The sequence below is a fragment of the Kitasatospora sp. NPDC059408 genome, from assembly GCF_042751525.1.
In the GTDB taxonomy this organism is placed as follows: Bacteria; Actinomycetota; Actinomycetes; order Streptomycetales; family Streptomycetaceae; genus Kitasatospora.
Window position 1 is genome coordinate 1 of record NZ_JBHYWI010000083.1, and the last position, 13525, is coordinate 13525.

The 13525-nt window shown below is 74.8% G+C and carries 13 protein-coding genes; 4 read left to right on the forward strand and 9 right to left on the reverse strand.

Features of this window, described 5'->3' with window-relative positions:
- Window positions 1–51: 51 nt before the first annotated feature.
- Window positions 52–1266: an aminoglycoside phosphotransferase family protein gene (locus ACFXDE_RS36230; RefSeq protein ID WP_380498663.1), complete on the reverse strand. Its 1215-nt coding sequence runs from the start codon at window positions 1264–1266 to the stop codon at window positions 52–54.
- A gap of 532 nt (window positions 1267–1798) precedes the next feature.
- Here ACFXDE_RS36230 and ACFXDE_RS36235 point away from each other — a divergent pair.
- Entirely contained in the window at window positions 1799–3280 is a 1482-nt protein-coding gene (locus tag ACFXDE_RS36235; protein ID WP_380498664.1) for a hypothetical protein, read from the forward strand.
- 114 nt (window positions 3281–3394) lie between these two features.
- On the opposite strand, the gene ACFXDE_RS36240 is transcribed toward ACFXDE_RS36235, so the two are convergent.
- Window positions 3395–3955 (reverse strand): hypothetical protein, encoded by a 561-nt coding sequence (locus ACFXDE_RS36240; protein WP_380445709.1) that lies wholly within the window; start codon window positions 3953–3955, stop codon window positions 3395–3397.
- Between the two features lie 291 nt (window positions 3956–4246).
- On the opposite strand from ACFXDE_RS36240, the gene ACFXDE_RS36245 reads away from it, so the two are divergent.
- The gene (locus ACFXDE_RS36245) at window positions 4247–5758 is read left to right on the forward strand and encodes a HEAT repeat domain-containing protein (protein WP_380498665.1); all 1512 of its coding nucleotides are present in this window, start codon (window positions 4247–4249) and stop codon (window positions 5756–5758) included.
- A gap of 160 nt (window positions 5759–5918) precedes the next feature.
- Here the strand turns inward: ACFXDE_RS36245 and ACFXDE_RS36250 are convergent, their stop codons facing one another.
- The 3 genes from ACFXDE_RS36250 to ACFXDE_RS36260 form a co-directional block, all read right to left on the reverse strand.
- On the reverse strand, window positions 5919–6761 hold the full coding sequence (locus ACFXDE_RS36250; protein ID WP_380498684.1) for an undecaprenyl-diphosphate phosphatase: 843 nt from the start codon (window positions 6759–6761) through the stop codon (window positions 5919–5921).
- A 210-nt stretch (window positions 6762–6971) separates the two neighbouring features.
- Window positions 6972–7697, reverse strand: coding sequence for a class I SAM-dependent methyltransferase (locus tag ACFXDE_RS36255; protein WP_380498666.1), 726 nt, complete (start codon window positions 7695–7697; stop codon window positions 6972–6974).
- A 66-nt stretch (window positions 7698–7763) separates the two neighbouring features.
- Window positions 7764–8315, reverse strand: a complete 552-nt coding sequence (locus ACFXDE_RS36260) for a PadR family transcriptional regulator (protein ID WP_380498667.1) — start codon at window positions 8313–8315, stop codon at window positions 7764–7766.
- 213 nt (window positions 8316–8528) lie between these two features.
- On the opposite strand from ACFXDE_RS36260, the gene ACFXDE_RS36265 reads away from it, so the two are divergent.
- Together ACFXDE_RS36265 and ACFXDE_RS36270 are read left to right on the forward strand one after the other, a co-directional pair.
- Window positions 8529–9296, forward strand: a complete 768-nt coding sequence (locus ACFXDE_RS36265; protein ID WP_380498668.1) for an alpha/beta fold hydrolase — start codon at window positions 8529–8531, stop codon at window positions 9294–9296.
- A 55-nt stretch (window positions 9297–9351) separates the two neighbouring features.
- A complete protein-coding gene (locus ACFXDE_RS36270) occupies window positions 9352–10269 on the forward strand; it encodes an aminoglycoside phosphotransferase family protein (RefSeq protein ID WP_380498685.1) in 918 nt (305 codons plus the stop codon).
- 15 nt (window positions 10270–10284) lie between these two features.
- Here the strand turns inward: ACFXDE_RS36270 and ACFXDE_RS36275 are convergent, their stop codons facing one another.
- The 4 genes from ACFXDE_RS36275 to ACFXDE_RS36290 form a co-directional block, all read right to left on the reverse strand.
- On the reverse strand, window positions 10285–10914 hold the full coding sequence (locus ACFXDE_RS36275; protein ID WP_380498669.1) for an allophanate hydrolase subunit 1: 630 nt from the start codon (window positions 10912–10914) through the stop codon (window positions 10285–10287).
- Window positions 10911–11687 (reverse strand): LamB/YcsF family protein, encoded by a 777-nt coding sequence (locus tag ACFXDE_RS36280; protein WP_380498670.1) that lies wholly within the window; start codon window positions 11685–11687, stop codon window positions 10911–10913. The genes ACFXDE_RS36275 and ACFXDE_RS36280 overlap by 4 nt, the downstream gene beginning before the upstream one ends.
- Before the next feature lie 144 nt (window positions 11688–11831).
- A complete protein-coding gene (locus tag ACFXDE_RS36285; RefSeq protein WP_380498671.1) occupies window positions 11832–12206 on the reverse strand; it encodes a hypothetical protein in 375 nt (124 codons plus the stop codon).
- Window positions 12207–12287: 81 nt separating this feature from the next.
- The gene (locus ACFXDE_RS36290) at window positions 12288–13340 is read right to left on the reverse strand and encodes an IPT/TIG domain-containing protein (RefSeq protein WP_380498672.1); all 1053 of its coding nucleotides are present in this window, start codon (window positions 13338–13340) and stop codon (window positions 12288–12290) included.
- Window positions 13341–13525 lie beyond the last annotated feature (185 nt).

The window sequence follows — 13525 nt, forward strand, 5'->3', positions numbered from 1 at the left end:
GGGCCGCAGCGGCACGGGTGCCGCGCTCCAGGGCGGCCCGGGACCGGTCGGTCAGCGGGTGCCCACGGCGGCCCGGACGGCCCGGCGGGCCAGCGCGGCGTCGTCGTAGAGGCGGCGGATCATGATCCGCTGCTCCTCGCCCGCGCCCGGGACGTCGTAGAGCCGGATCTCGCGCATCAGCACGAGCACCAGGTTGATCAGGAACGCGTCCCTGGCCATCGTGCCGCCGCTCTGGGCGAGTTGGCTGATCTGACGGCGCGCCGCGGTGTCGCCGGACAGGACGCTCCACAGGACCGCGAGGTCGTAGCCGGGCAGGTACCAGCCGGCCTGCTCCCAGTCCACCAGCACCGGACCGGACGGCGCCAGCAGCATGTTGCTGAGCAGGGCGTCGCCGTGGCAGAGCTGGAGTGGGGTGTGGCCGAGGCCGTGCAGCAGGCCGCGCAGGTCGCCGGCGTCCCGGTCGGTCAGCTGGCCGACCGAGTGGTAGCGGGCGATCTCCATCTGGTAGTCCAGCCGGGGCTGGAACACGTCGCCCGGCGGGCGCCACAGGTTGAGCGTCCGGACGGCGGTGAGCAGGGCCCGGACCTCGCCCGGGGTGGGCGCGTTGACGGGGTGGCGTTCCCGGGCGGCCGGCCGCCCGGGACCGCGCTCCAGGACGAGCACGCACCGGTCGTGGTCGGCGGCGACCAGCCGGGGCAGGCGCACCGGCGGACGATGGCGCACGAACGCCCGGTAGACCGCGACCTCGTGGTGGAAGTCGGCCACCAGCTGCTCGAAGTACTCACTCCGCACGGCCTGCGGCGCGAGGCACTTGGCGACCACCGGGGCCCGCCCGATGGTGCCCGCCACCAGGATGTGGCGGCTGCCCTCGCGCAGCACCTGGCGCGGGGTGAACGCGGGACATATCCGCGCGACGCTCGCCAGCGCGGCCCGTACCGCCGGGGTCTGGAGCGCCGAGGGGTCGATCCGCTCGGGGCCGATCGGGGTGCCCGGCCGGTGCGGGCCGCGCAGCAGGCGGCCGTCGACCTGGCGGGCGAGGGGGACCCGGCCGCCGGCCGGGGGGGCGGCCTCGGGGCCGCGCAGACCCAGCGCGCTGCGGCCGGCCGGAACCCGGGCGTCCGCGGACCGGCCCTCGGCGCCGCGCGGGGCCGCCGGGCGGCTCGGCGGGGGCGCCTGCTTGGGGCCGGGACGGCCCGCGGCCGCGGTGGGGGGGCGCAGCGCGGTGCGGGTCGGGCTCGGCGTGGGGGTCGTCGCTGAGGAGTACATGGGGTGAGGGTGGTCCCTTCCTGTCCGTCGGCGGGTGCGCCCCGCGGGGGCGGGGGAGGGCCGGTGCCCCGTGCTTCCTGGTGTGCCGGGGGCCCTGCTTCGGGGGGTGGTGCGGCGGTGGTGCGGGGGGTGCTGCGAGGGGTGTTCGGGTGGTGTCCGACGGCCGGGTGGTGCGCGGGCGCCGGGCACGGACGCGGGGAGGGGTCCCCTGGTCCGGCGGTGTCCCGGCCGTCCGCACCCTGGGGAATGCGGTCGGCCGGAGCCGCCGTGGCCGTGCCCGGCGCTCCCGCGCCACCCGGCCGCGCCACCCCCTCGGGTGAGGACCGGGCGCGCCCCTCGCCACGGTCGGGGGATGCCCCGACGCCGGTCCGGAGCGCCTCCCGCCCCGGGGGCGAGGTGGCGCACCCCTACAACACACCCGCGCCGCACTGGCTTAGTAGTCTGGCGGGCCCTGGCGAACGGTGGCGAATGCTCGCCTGGCACTTGCCGGAGCCTCTAGCCTCGAACCAGCCGAGGAACCTGGGGGCTTCACGTGAGCAGGGGACCCAACACCCGACTCGCCGATCTGTTCGTCCTGACCGGATGGTCGAAGGGCGAGCTGGCGCGGCTGGTCAACCGTAGGGGCGCCGCGCTGGGTCAGCAGCAGCTGTCCACCGACACCTCGAGGGTACGGCGCTGGATCGAGCAGGGGGAGATCCCCCGCGATCCGGTGCCGCGGGTGCTGGCGACCGTGTTCACGGAGCGGCTCGGACGTGTCGTCACCACTGAGGACCTCGGTCTGGAACGACACCGGCCCACCAGGAGCGGGGCGGCGCAGTCCGCAGCGGAGCCATGGTCGCCGGATCGAACGGCCGCGGTCCTCACCGAGTTCACGGGAATGGACCTCATGCTGAACCGACGTGGATTGGTGGGCGCGGGCGCCGCGCTCACGGCCGGGGCGGTCATCGCCGACTCCCTGAGGGGCTGGCTGGGCGGGGACGCGGTCGCGTACGCGGCCTCGGCGCCCGGGCCGCGCCAGGTGATCACCGGGGCGGGCGCGCGCCCGGTGGTGGACGTGTACGACGCGGGCCCGGTCGGGCTCGACGAGGTGGAGGCGCTGGAGCGCTCGGTGCAGGTGTTCCGGGCGTGGGACGCGGCGCGCGGCGGCGGGCTGCAGCGCAAGGCGGTGGTCGGTCAGCTGAACGAGGTGGGCGGGCTGCTGACGCACCGGCACCCGCCCTCCGTGGAGCGGCGGCTGTGGCTGGTCGCGGCGAACCTCGCGGTGCTGGCCGGCTGGATGTCGCACGACGTGGGCCTGGAGCCCACCGCCCAGCGGTACTTCATGATCGCCGCGGAGGCGGCCAAGGAGGCGGGCGACCGGCCGCGGGCGGGCGAGGCGATCTCGCGCGCGGCCCGGCAGATGGTGCACCTGGGCCGGGCGGACGACGCGATCGACCTGATGGCGGCGGCGAAGGCGGCGGGCGGCCGGCTGCTGCCGAGGACGCAGGCGATGCTGAACACCGTCGAGGCGTGGGCGCACGCCTCGATCGGGCACACGCAGGACACCTACCGGCTGCTCGGCGAGGCCGAGGACCTGTTCGCCGAGGACGCGCCGGAGCCGCCGCCGTCCTGGATGCAGGTGTTCGACGAGGCCGAACTGCGCGGCATGCAGGCGCTGGTGCTGCGCACGCTCGCGGAGCACGACCTGTCGGCGGCGCCGCAGGCGCGGCGGCACGCGGAGCGGGTGATCGCCCTGCGGGAGGGCACCGGGCAGCTGCGCTCGGCGCTGTTCGACCGGATCACGCTGGCCTCGGTGCACTGGATCACCGGGGAGCCGGACGCGGCGGAGCTCCAGGCCAAGATGGTGATGAACCTGATCGGGCAGAACTCCTCGCACCGCACGTGGGACCGGCTGCGGGAGATGTACCGGCTGACGGCGCAGTACCGCGGGCTGCCGGCGGTCGACGAGCTCCGGGTCCAGCTGGGGCAGGAGCTGCGGGTGGCGGACGCGAAGAACCGGCCGCGGGCGACCTGAGGGGACGGACGTCCGGGAACGGGACGTCCGTTCGGAGCGGGGCGCCCGTTCGGACCGGGGTGCCGGTGGGGCGGACGCGGGGCCGGACCGGCGGGTGTATCCGCCGCGGCGCGGTCAGCGGTGCTCGCCGGCTCCGGCGCGTGCGGCCGGCCGCAGGAGCATGCGCAGCGCGGTGACGGTGCCGTCCGGGCCGAGGACGGGCTCGCCCGCGCACTCGACGCTGTCGTGCGTGCCGTCGAACCGGCGGACGCGCAGGGTGCCGCACGTGGTGCGCCCGTGTACGAGGGTGTCGGTCATCATCCGCCGCAGCAGCGGCCGGTCGGCCTCCGGAAGGCGGTCGGGCAGCCGGTCGAGGCTGAGCGGGCCGTGTCCGGGGTCGCAGCCGAGGAGCCGGAAGGTTCCGGCGTCCCAGCGGACCCCGTCGGTGAGGAGGTCCCATTCGGCGGAGCAGACCGTGGGGCCGGACGGCTCCTGCGCCGTGCCGTCCACTCTGCCGCCGTCCGTTCCGCCGTCGGACGCGCCGGACTCCGGCGTGCCCGCTTCCGCCGCGCCCGGGGCCGGTCCGGCGCTCGGGGCGGCCGTGGCGGTGGCCGTGCCCGCGCCCGTGCCGCCCGTCGGGGTGCCGTCCGCGAGGGCGGTGCCCGGCGGGCGCGCCGGGGCCGAGGACATGTTCATGACCGGTCCATCGATCTGGGGCGCTCGCTCGGTGTGAGCGGGCCGTGGCGGTTGGTGAAACGACTGTCGCACAGCCGCGTCCTCTCCGTGGGGTTTTGGACAGAACGTGGGCAAAATTCCTCTGGCATATGCCACTGTGGCCGAAGCGTTCGTCGCCCTGTGTGCGGACCGGGGCCCGAGGCGGTAACCTTCGGTGATTCCGGCGCCCGGGCGCCCACCGCAGTACCCACCAGAGACCCCGGCGACGGAAATCCCGTTGCCACTACGACCGCCGCAACGGATGCTGACCTCATGTTCGAGCCAGTGATAGCACCTAGTGCCAGCCTCCTCGGCCTCCTGCAGCGGGGCCGCGGTGACGGGCAGCTCCACGCGCTGGCCGCCGACCGTACCGAGGCCATCGCCGCGCTGGAGGAGTGTGTCACCAGGGACCCACGAGCCGACTGGCAGGTCGAGAGCCGCTCGCTGTACTACGCGCGCCTCTACATGGAGCTGGAAGCCCCCCTCGACGGAATCGAGGACCACCTCCACTCCGCGGAGGACCTGGTCAGCGATGACGAGAACCGCACGGGCCTCGCCCTGTCCGTCCTCGGCCACCTCGCCGCGTACGGCCGGCGCGACGCGCTGCTGATGCTGCGCGAGTACGCCGCCACCGGCGCCAACTGGGCCTGGGCCCTGGACGAGCTCGCGCTGCGCGACGACGACCGCGGCCTGCTCCTCCTCGGCACCGCCGTGCTGGACCGCTTCCCGCCGGGCCCCGAGGGCGACGCCGAGCTGCGCGAGTTCATCCGCAACGCCTACGAGCCCCGGCCCTGGCGGCTGTGGGCCGCCTACCACCCGAGGGTCGCGGCGGCCAGCGAGCAGTCGCCCTTCGACGTGTGGCAGCGCCAGCTCAACCGCAGCGGCGTCACTCCCGGCTGGTCCACCGCCGACGTGCTCGCCTGGGCCGACCAGGGGGAGCTCGGCGGCCTCGGCGCCGGCGCCTTCCTCGGCCGTCCGGAGCCGTCCGCCCAGGTGGGGCGCGGTGACACCGCCGGGCCCGGCCCCGACGCCGTCGACCGCCGCGCCGCCGCGGCCGCCCGCTGCCTGACCGCCGTCGTCCGCCCCGAGGACCGGCCCGCGCTCATCGAGGCCGCCCGCGACGGCCTGCCCGGCGCCCGCAGAGCGGCCCTGCGCTACCTCGTCGACCAGCGGGATCCCGCCGCCGCCGAGCTGATCGAGGCCGCCGCGGCCGACGTCGACGACCGGATGGTGCGCTCCGCCCTGGAACTGCTCGGCCGGATGCGCGGCCCCGAGGCCCTCGCGCACGCCCGCCGCTGGGCCGACCCGGCCACCGGCGGCGCCGACAGCGCCCTCGGCGAGGCCGCCGTCCAGCTGCTCGCCGACGCCGGGGAGCCGGACGACGCACCCCTCGTGGTCGCCGGACTGCGCCGCTGGGTCTCCGTGCGCGGGGTCACCGGCACCGGGCTCGGGTCGCTGGTCGACGGTGCGGGGCGGCTGGCCGCCGCCGACGCCGTCCCGGTCCTGCGCCACATCTACGGCGAGGCCGCCTCCTCCGAACTGCGCGGACGCGCCGCCCGGGCGCTCGCCACGACCGACGTGCACTTCCCCGAGGGCCCGGCCGTCGAGTGCCTGTGGGACTGCGAGGAGACCACCCGTGAGCTCGCCGCGCGGCACGTCGCCACCACCGGCGACGCGCGTGTGCTGGAGCGATTGCGGCGACTCGCCGCCGACCCGGCCGAGGAGGCCGAGGTCCACGCCGCCGTCCGCGGCCGACTGACCGCCGCCCGGGAGTTCGGGCGCTAGACACCTTTTCGGCCGCGTCGGGCCGGGGCACCCTGCCGGGGTGTCCCGGCCCGTGTGCTTTCCCCTGCTTTCCCCCTGTTTTCCTCTGCTCCTTGCTGCTCCCCGCTGCTTCCCGCTGCCTTCCGAGTGGGCGTTCAGGGCCCGGAGTTGAAAGCCCGTTCTACTTCACGACGCCCGCGTCCGGGGCGAGGACGCCACCCGCGACCAGTCCGATGATCAGGATGCCGAGCAGCACCCGGTAGACCACGAACGGCAGGAAGCTGTGGTGCGAGATGTACTTGAGGAACCAGGCGATCGCCGCGTAGCCGACCGCGAAGGCGATGACGGTCGCCAGGGCCGTCGGCCCCCAGGCCGGGGCCGGGCCCTCGCCGATCTTGAACAGCTCCAGCGTCCCCGAGGCGAGCACCGCCGGGATCGCCAGCAGGAACGAGTACCGGGCCGCCGCCTCCCGGCTGTAGCCGAGCAGCAGGCCCGCGCTGATCGTGCCGCCGGAGCGCGAGACGCCCGGGATCAGCGCCAGCGCCTGGGCGAGGCCGTACGCGCCGGCGTGCGGGAGGGTCAGGTCGGTGATCGGACGGGCGTGGCGGATCGCCCGGGTGCGGTCGGCGAAGGCCAGGACCAGGCCGAAGACGATCAGCGTGGTGCCGATGATCCGCAGGTCGCGCAGGTGGGTCTCGATGGTGTCCTGGAAGAGCTTGCCCAGGATGCCGATCGGCAGGGTGCCGATGATCACGAACCAGCCCATCCGGGCGTCGTGGTGCGAGCGCAGTGCCGGGCGGACGAGGGACAGTGCCCAGGTCCGGATGATCGAGGCGATGTCGCGGCGGAAGTAGATCAGCACCGCCGCCTCGGTGCCGAGTTGGGTGACGGCGGTGAAGGCCGCGCCCGGGTCGTCCCAGCCGAGCAGGGCGGAGAAGACCCGCAGGTGGGCGCTGGAGGAGATCGGCAGGAACTCGGTGAGGCCCTGGATCAGGCCGAGCACGGCGCCGTGGAACCAGTCGATCGTCACCGGACACCCGCCCGGGGTATCCGTCGGTCCTGCTGCATGTGGGTGTCCTCGCGGGTCGGAACGGGCGTGCGGGCATGCGTGCCGCCGCGACCCGCCCGGCCCTCGGGCCGTGCGCGGCCCGGCGCGCGGCCGATGGTACGGGGTGAAAGTGACGATTCTTTGTTCACCCTTTAATCGGGCTTTGCGCACCGGGTCCTTTCGTGGTCAGCCGGCGGGCCGGGCCCGGACCCAGGTGCGGTCCTCCGTCAGGTAGCGCTCCACCGCCAGACCGGCCTCCGCCAGGGCTCCTTCGAACTCCTCGGTGCTCAGTGGCCGGGAGCGGAAGGTGTGGGTCCAGCGGCCGTCCGGGAACTCGTACTCGGCGAGGACGGTGTTCGAGCCGTCCCCGTTCGGTGTCGACGAGACCATCCGGGCGACTCCGTCCGTGCCCGCCAGCCTGCTCTCGCGGGGCACGTTGCGGTGCCAGTCCTCGCCCTCGCGCTGCATCAGTACGCAGCCGTCGTCGGTGACGTGGCGGCGGCAGGTTTCCAGGAGCCCTTGGCGGACGGCCACGTCGCCCGCGTGCACGAGGAAGGAGGCGAGCATGACGACGTCGAAACGCTCGCCGAGGTGCAGGTGCTCGATCGGGCTGCGAACGGTCCGGACGTCCTCGCGGACCCGGGCCAGCATCTCGGCGGACTCGTCGACGGCCGTCACGGTGAACCCGCGGTCGGTCAGCGGGTGGGTCATCCGGCCCACGCCGCAGCCCAGTTCGAGGATGCGGGCGCCGGCCGGCACGGCGCCCTCGATCAGGTCCGGGATGTCGCCCACCGGGAGGCGGGACCAGAGCTCGACGGCGCAGCCGTCCGGGGTGATCGCGCCCGGACCGGTGCCGTCGTAGCCCTCGCGGCGCACGGTGGGGCCCTGTGGGGTGGGGAGTTCGTCGCTCATGCCGATCATCGGAACACGGGTGCGGCAGGAGGGGAAGGAGTTCCCGGGCGCCCGTACGGGTTTCGGTCAATTCGCCGCCGGGTGCTGCGGATCCGCGCCCGTCAGGTCGGCCAACGTGGCGTTCAGCCAGGCGAGTTCGGCCTCCGTGGTGGCGCGGGCGATCAGCAGCAGGCCGCGGCGGAAGGGGTCGGCGAACTCCTCGGCTCCGACCGGGCGATCGCCCTCGTAGAAGAAGCTCGCCGGTTCGGCGAGGAAGGCGAGGCGGCGGCGGAGCACGGCGGCCTGGTCGGCGGGGCGGTCGAGGTGGCGGAGGAACGCGAGGAGGGTGAACCAGCGGTTCTCGTCGCTGATGTCGAGCCGCTCGGGCTCGCGCAGCCGGTCGAGCAGGGCGGTGCGGCCGGCGGCGGTGAGGTGGAGGGTGTGGCGGGGTGCGGCGGCGGTGCCGGGCTCGGTCTCGCGGACGAGCAGGCCGTCGGACTCCAGGCGCTTGATCGCCGGGTAGAGGGTGCCGTCGCTGATGGGGCGGACGTGGCCGGTGAGCGCGGCGAGGTGGCGGCGCAGCTCGTAGCCGTGCAGGGGGCGGTCGTACAGGAACCCGAGGATGGCGAGCTTCAGCATGGGGCCACTCTGCCAGAAGGATCCCTCGGGGCGTTGGTATATCGATGGCGTGATACCTCGGCGCCGAGGTATGGTCGATGTCGATCGGCAGGCAGGTGACAGATAACAGATGACAGATTTCAACATCTGTCATCTGTTATCTGTCTGCTGTCATCTGTTCGCCGAACGCCCGACCCTCGCCGCCTCGTCGCCCGCCGCAATAGGAGCCCCTCGATGCGCCACGCCCCCGTCACGCCCGACGGTCACCGGATCCGCTGGGTCGAGCTGCCCGGCGCCGAGCCGGCCCGCGTCTACCTGCACGGCCTCGGTGCCAGCTCGCCCGTCTACTTCGCCGCGGCCGCCGCGCACCCGCTGCTCGCCGGGCGCCGCAGTCTGCTGCTCGACCTCCTCGGCTTCGGTATCAGCGACCGGCCCGCGGACTTCCGCTACGCGCTGGAGGACCACGCCGACGCCGTCGCGGCCGCGCTGCGCGCCGCCGGCGTCGCGGGAGCGGAGGTCGTCGGGCACAGCATGGGCGGTGCGGTCGCGATCGTGCTGGCCCACCGGCACCCCGAGCTCGTCGCGAAGCTCCTCCTCGTCGACGCCAACCTCGACCCCATCGCCCCGGCGGCGCAGCGGCCCGGCAGCAGCGGGCTCGCCGGTTACACCGAGGAGGAGTTCCTGGCCGGAGGACGGGACGAAGTCGCCGAGCGGGTCGGCCCGTCCTGGTGGGCGACGATGCGGCTGGCGGGCCCGGAGGCGCTCCACCGCAGTGCCGTCCACCTCGCCCGCGCCACGGTGCCGACCATGCGGGAGATGCTGCTGGACCTGGACGTGCCGCGCACCTTCCTGTACCCGGCACCCGACGGCGAACCCCACGGGGCGCCGGGGCTGCGGGCGGCCGGGGTCCGGGTGGTGGCGGTGCCGGAGTGCGGGCACAACGTGATGCTCGACAACCCGGACGGCTTCGCGGCGGCCGCGGCGGAGGCGCTCGCAGGGTAGACGGGGATCCGACGGCAGGGCCTAGGGTGGAGGCGTGCTCGAAAGACAAGCGTCCGTGGAGGTTCCGGACGCGCTGGCCGCGTCGCTCGACGAGTTCTTCGGCCCGGAGGGGAGCGCCTGGGTCGCCGGACTGCCCGCACTGGCAGGGGAGTTGCTGCGGCGATGGGGGCTGCGCCTGGACGGTCCGCCCGCGCACGGGGCCGTCGCACTGGTGCTGCCCGTGCGGCGGGCGGACGGTGAGGCCTGCGTCCTCAAGCTCCAGCCGGTGGACGAGGAGACGGCGGGCGAGCCCGCCGCCCTGCGGGCCTGGGGCGGACGCGGCGCGGTGCGGCTGCTCGACCACGATCCGGCCTCGGGCTCGATGCTGCTCGAACGGCTCGACGCGGGGCGCTCGTTGCTCACCGTCGAGGACGACCGGGTGGCCCTGCTCGTGCTGGCCGAGCTGCTGCGATCGCTGACGTCACATCAGGCCATGCCGGGAATGCGAGGATTGGCCGATCTCGCGGACACCATGCTCGCGGAGGCGGCCAGGGCCGCGGCCGTCCTCGCCGACCCGGACGAACAGCGGCTGCTCGCCGACTGCGCGGCGGCACTGCGCGAGGTCAGGGCCGATCCCGGCGGGCAACTCCTGCACTGGGACCTGCACTTCGGCAACGTCCTCGCCCCGCTCGACCGCGCGCGGCGCGGCCCGTGGCTCGCCATCGACCCGAAGCCGCTCGCCGGACACCCCGGCTTCGAGCTGCTCCCCGCGCTGCGCAACCGCTGGGACGACGTCGTGGCCACCGGAGACGTGCGGCGGGCGGTGCGCCGGAGGTTCGATCTCCTCGTGGACGTCCTGGAGTTGGATCGGGCGGAGGCGGCGGGGTGGACGCTCGCAAGGGTGCTGCAGAACGCCGTATGGGCGGCGGAGGGCGGGGAGGTGGCGCTCGACCGGGCCCAACGGGCCATCGCGGAGGAGCTGTTGGGGCGGTGAAGGGCCGCCGGAGTCTCACTGCCCCCGTACGGCCGTGAACTTCACCCGGACGCCCGGCGCGAGCAGGGCCGCCGGTTCGCGTTCCGCGTCCCACAGCGCGAGCGCCGTCCGGCCCAGGAGCTGCCAGCCGCCCGGGGACGGGCTCGGGTAGACGCCGGTGTACGGGCCCGCGAGGGCGACCGAACCGGCCGGGACGGCGCTGCGCGGAGTGGCCCGGCGCGGCACCCGGTACTCGGCGGGCAGTCCGGTCAGGTAGCCGAAGCCGGGGGAGAACCCGCAGAAGGCGACGACGTACTCGGGCCCGGTGTGGATCCGGACGGCGGCCTCCTCGGAGACGCCCCACAGCGCGGCGACCTCGCCCAGGTCGACGCCGTCGTACACGGTCGGTACTTCGAGGAGCGGGCCGTGCGTCGTGTCCGCGGCCGCCGGACGCGCGGTGGCGAGCAGCGCGGTGAGCGCGCCGACGTCGGCGACGCCGTCCAGCAGGACGGTCCGGGCCGCGGGCACGATCTCCTCGACGGCGCCGAGCGCGCCCTCGGCCTGCCGCTCGCGCAGCCACCCGTACAGCGCGGCCACCTCGGCCGGTCCGGCCACCTCCACGAGCAGCGCGTTCCCGCCGACCGGCCGGACGGCGGCGGCCGTCACGCGAAGGCCTCCACCCGGACCCCGGCCGAGGCGAGCGCGCCCCGCACCCGCCAGGCGAGCTGGGCCGCGCCGGGGGTGTCGCCGTGCACGCACAGGGAACGGGCCTCGACGCCGATGTGCTCGCCGCCGACGGCCTCCACCGTGCCGTCCCGGGCGATGCCGACGGCCCGGGTGATCACCGACTCGGGGTCGTGCACGACCGCGTCGGGCTCGCGGCGGGGCACGAGCGTGCCGGACCGCGTGTACGCGCGGTCCGCGAAGGCCTCGGCGACGACGGGCAGTCCGACCCCCTCGGCGACGGCGAGCAGCCGCGAACCGGGCAGACCGAGGACGGGCAGCGGCCCGTCGCAGACCGCCCCGGCGCGCAGGACGCCGGCGACGACGGCCTCGGCCTGCTCGGAGTCGGAGACCACCCGGTTGTAGAGGGCGCCGTGCGGCTTGACGTACGAGACGCGGGAGCCCGCGGCGCGGGCGAACACCTGGAGCGCGCCGATCTGGTAGGCGATCTCGTCGGCCAGTTCCTCCGGCGGGACGTCCATCGCGCGGCGGCCGAAGCCGGCGAGGTCGCGGTAGGAGACCTGGGCGCCGATCCGGACGCCGCGCTCGGCGGCCAGCGAGCAGACCCGGCGCATCGTCGACGGATCCCCGGCGTGGAAGCCGCAGGCGACGTTGGCGCTGGTCACCACGGACAGCAGGGCCTCGTCGTCGGTCAGCGTCCAGCGCCCGAACCCCTCGCCGAGGTCCGCATTGAGATCGATCACCGCATCGGCCACGCCCGTCCGCCTCCCAGCAGCTGTTGAGCGAGATGGTAGGGCCTGCGCGTGAAGGCCGCGGACCGTGACCCGGGCGGCGAGCGCCGGCACCGGCGCTCGCCCCGTCGATTCGCGCCCTGGAGCGCACAGCCCCGGGCAGTGTGTTCAGTTCGCGGCAGCCTGCGCGCTGAAGGAACGTTCCAGCGGACGCAGGGCCCGCAACACGATCAGCAGTGGAACGACGCCGAAGATTCCGAACGACATGTCGACGAATCGCCACGCGACGGGGATCCCGCGCAGCGGGCCGCAGATGAGCGCGAGGGGGATCACGGCCCCGCAGGCGAGCACGGCCCAGCGGATGACCCAGATGTTGCGGACCGGGTCCTTGAGCGGGCCCCAGAACGCGGCGGCGATCACCAGGTGGGCGAAGGCGAGCCAGTCGGTGCCGTAGGCGAGGAAGGGGAAGCGGTCGTTGGTCTCGGCGACACCGTCGCGGACGCGTTCGAGCCAGGCCATGGCGGCGGGGAAGTGGTCGGACACCGGGGCGGCGGGGCCGGCGGCTGGAACGCGCCGGTGCCCCGGGTGCCGCGACGGCGGCGCCCGGGGCACCAGCGCGGAGACCTACGAGGTGTACGTGAACGCCACCGCCGCACTGGTGCCGCCCGCCGTGGTCACCGTGACGTCCACCGGGCCCGGCCCGGCGGCCGGCGGGGTGGTCACCGAACAGAACTTCGGCCCGCACGAGGCGTGCGTCCCGGGCACCCCGCCGAAGGCCACCGTCCCGTACGTCAGGTTCTCGCCGACGATGTACGTGCTCGTGCCGCCCGCCACCGGCCCGCTGGTGGTCGTCACCAGGGACACGACGGGCGCGGGCGGGGCCGGCGGCGGGTCGCCGGTGTAGTCGAACGTGCCGGCGGCCGTCGTCGTCCCGCCCGGCGTGACCACGGACACGGGCGCGCTGCCCGAGCCGCCAGGGGTGGTCACCGTGCAGGCGGTGTCGGTGCAGGTGCCGGCCGCGGGGGTGCCGCCGATCAGCACCATTCCGTGGGCCAGGTTGCTGCCGCTGACCGTGATGGCCGTGCCGCCGGCGCCGGGGCCGGTGGTGGTGTCCAGGCCGGTGACGGCGGGGGCCGGCTGGACGATCGGTGCCGGGGTGCTCCCGTCCAGCGTCACGACCGAGACGTGGCCGGTCGGATCGGTGTCGTTGGGGTTGGAGACCGTCGCGACGATCGGGCCGGTCGGCTGCTCGGTGCCGGTGCGGTAGATCTTCAGCTTCATGAAGTCGGACCGTCCGGGCTGCCGGTTGCCGGTGAAGACGGCCTCCAGGTGCCGGCCGTCGGGCGAGAGGGTCTCGGTGAAGGTGTAGTCGTACGGCGTGGAGTACATCATCGCGATGTCGGGGGTGGTGAGCCCCGGAGGCAGGTCGAGGGTGAGGTGGGTGGGGCCGGTGACGTCCTCCGTGCCGGCGGAGACCCAGCTGACCGAGAACGCGCCCGGCCCGGGCGGGTTCGCGCTGGGCAGGGTGCCGTACGCGGACACGGTCACGTGCGGACCCTGGACGGCGGGGGCGTCGGCGGGCGAGGCGGTGGCGGCCGCGGCGCCGGTGGCGGCGGCTGCGAGGGTGGTCACGGACAGCGCGGCGGCGAGGCCCGCTTTGGCCAGTCGAGTGATCATGTGCCGATCATCACGGAAGCGGCGCGCCGCCTCCACGACTTTTCCGAATTCCTGTTCGGAATTGGCGTGATCCCGTCGAAACCGAGTTCTGAATTCACCCCCGACACGCACCCGCACCCGTTGCGCACCGGTCGCTCAGCCGTGCCGCAGCCCGCCCGCAAGGCCCGTTTCGGTCGATGTCGGTG

Coding starts and splice junctions, on each gene's coding strand:
- ACFXDE_RS36230 (WP_380498663.1), bottom strand. CDS start 1,266: ATGTACTCCTCAGCGACGACCCCCACGCCGAGCCCGACCCGCACCGCG.
- ACFXDE_RS36240 (WP_380445709.1), bottom strand. CDS start 3,955: ATGAACATGTCCTCGGCCCCGGCGCGCCCGCCGGGCACCGCCCTCGCG.
- ACFXDE_RS36245 (WP_380498665.1), top strand. CDS start 4,247: ATGTTCGAGCCAGTGATAGCACCTAGTGCCAGCCTCCTCGGCCTCCTG.
- ACFXDE_RS36255 (WP_380498666.1), bottom strand. CDS start 7,697: ATGAGCGACGAACTCCCCACCCCACAGGGCCCCACCGTGCGCCGCGAG.
- ACFXDE_RS36260 (WP_380498667.1), bottom strand. CDS start 8,315: ATGCTGAAGCTCGCCATCCTCGGGTTCCTGTACGACCGCCCCCTGCAC.
- ACFXDE_RS36265 (WP_380498668.1), top strand. CDS start 8,529: ATGCGCCACGCCCCCGTCACGCCCGACGGTCACCGGATCCGCTGGGTC.
- ACFXDE_RS36290 (WP_380498672.1), bottom strand. CDS start 13,340: ATGATCACTCGACTGGCCAAAGCGGGCCTCGCCGCCGCGCTGTCCGTG.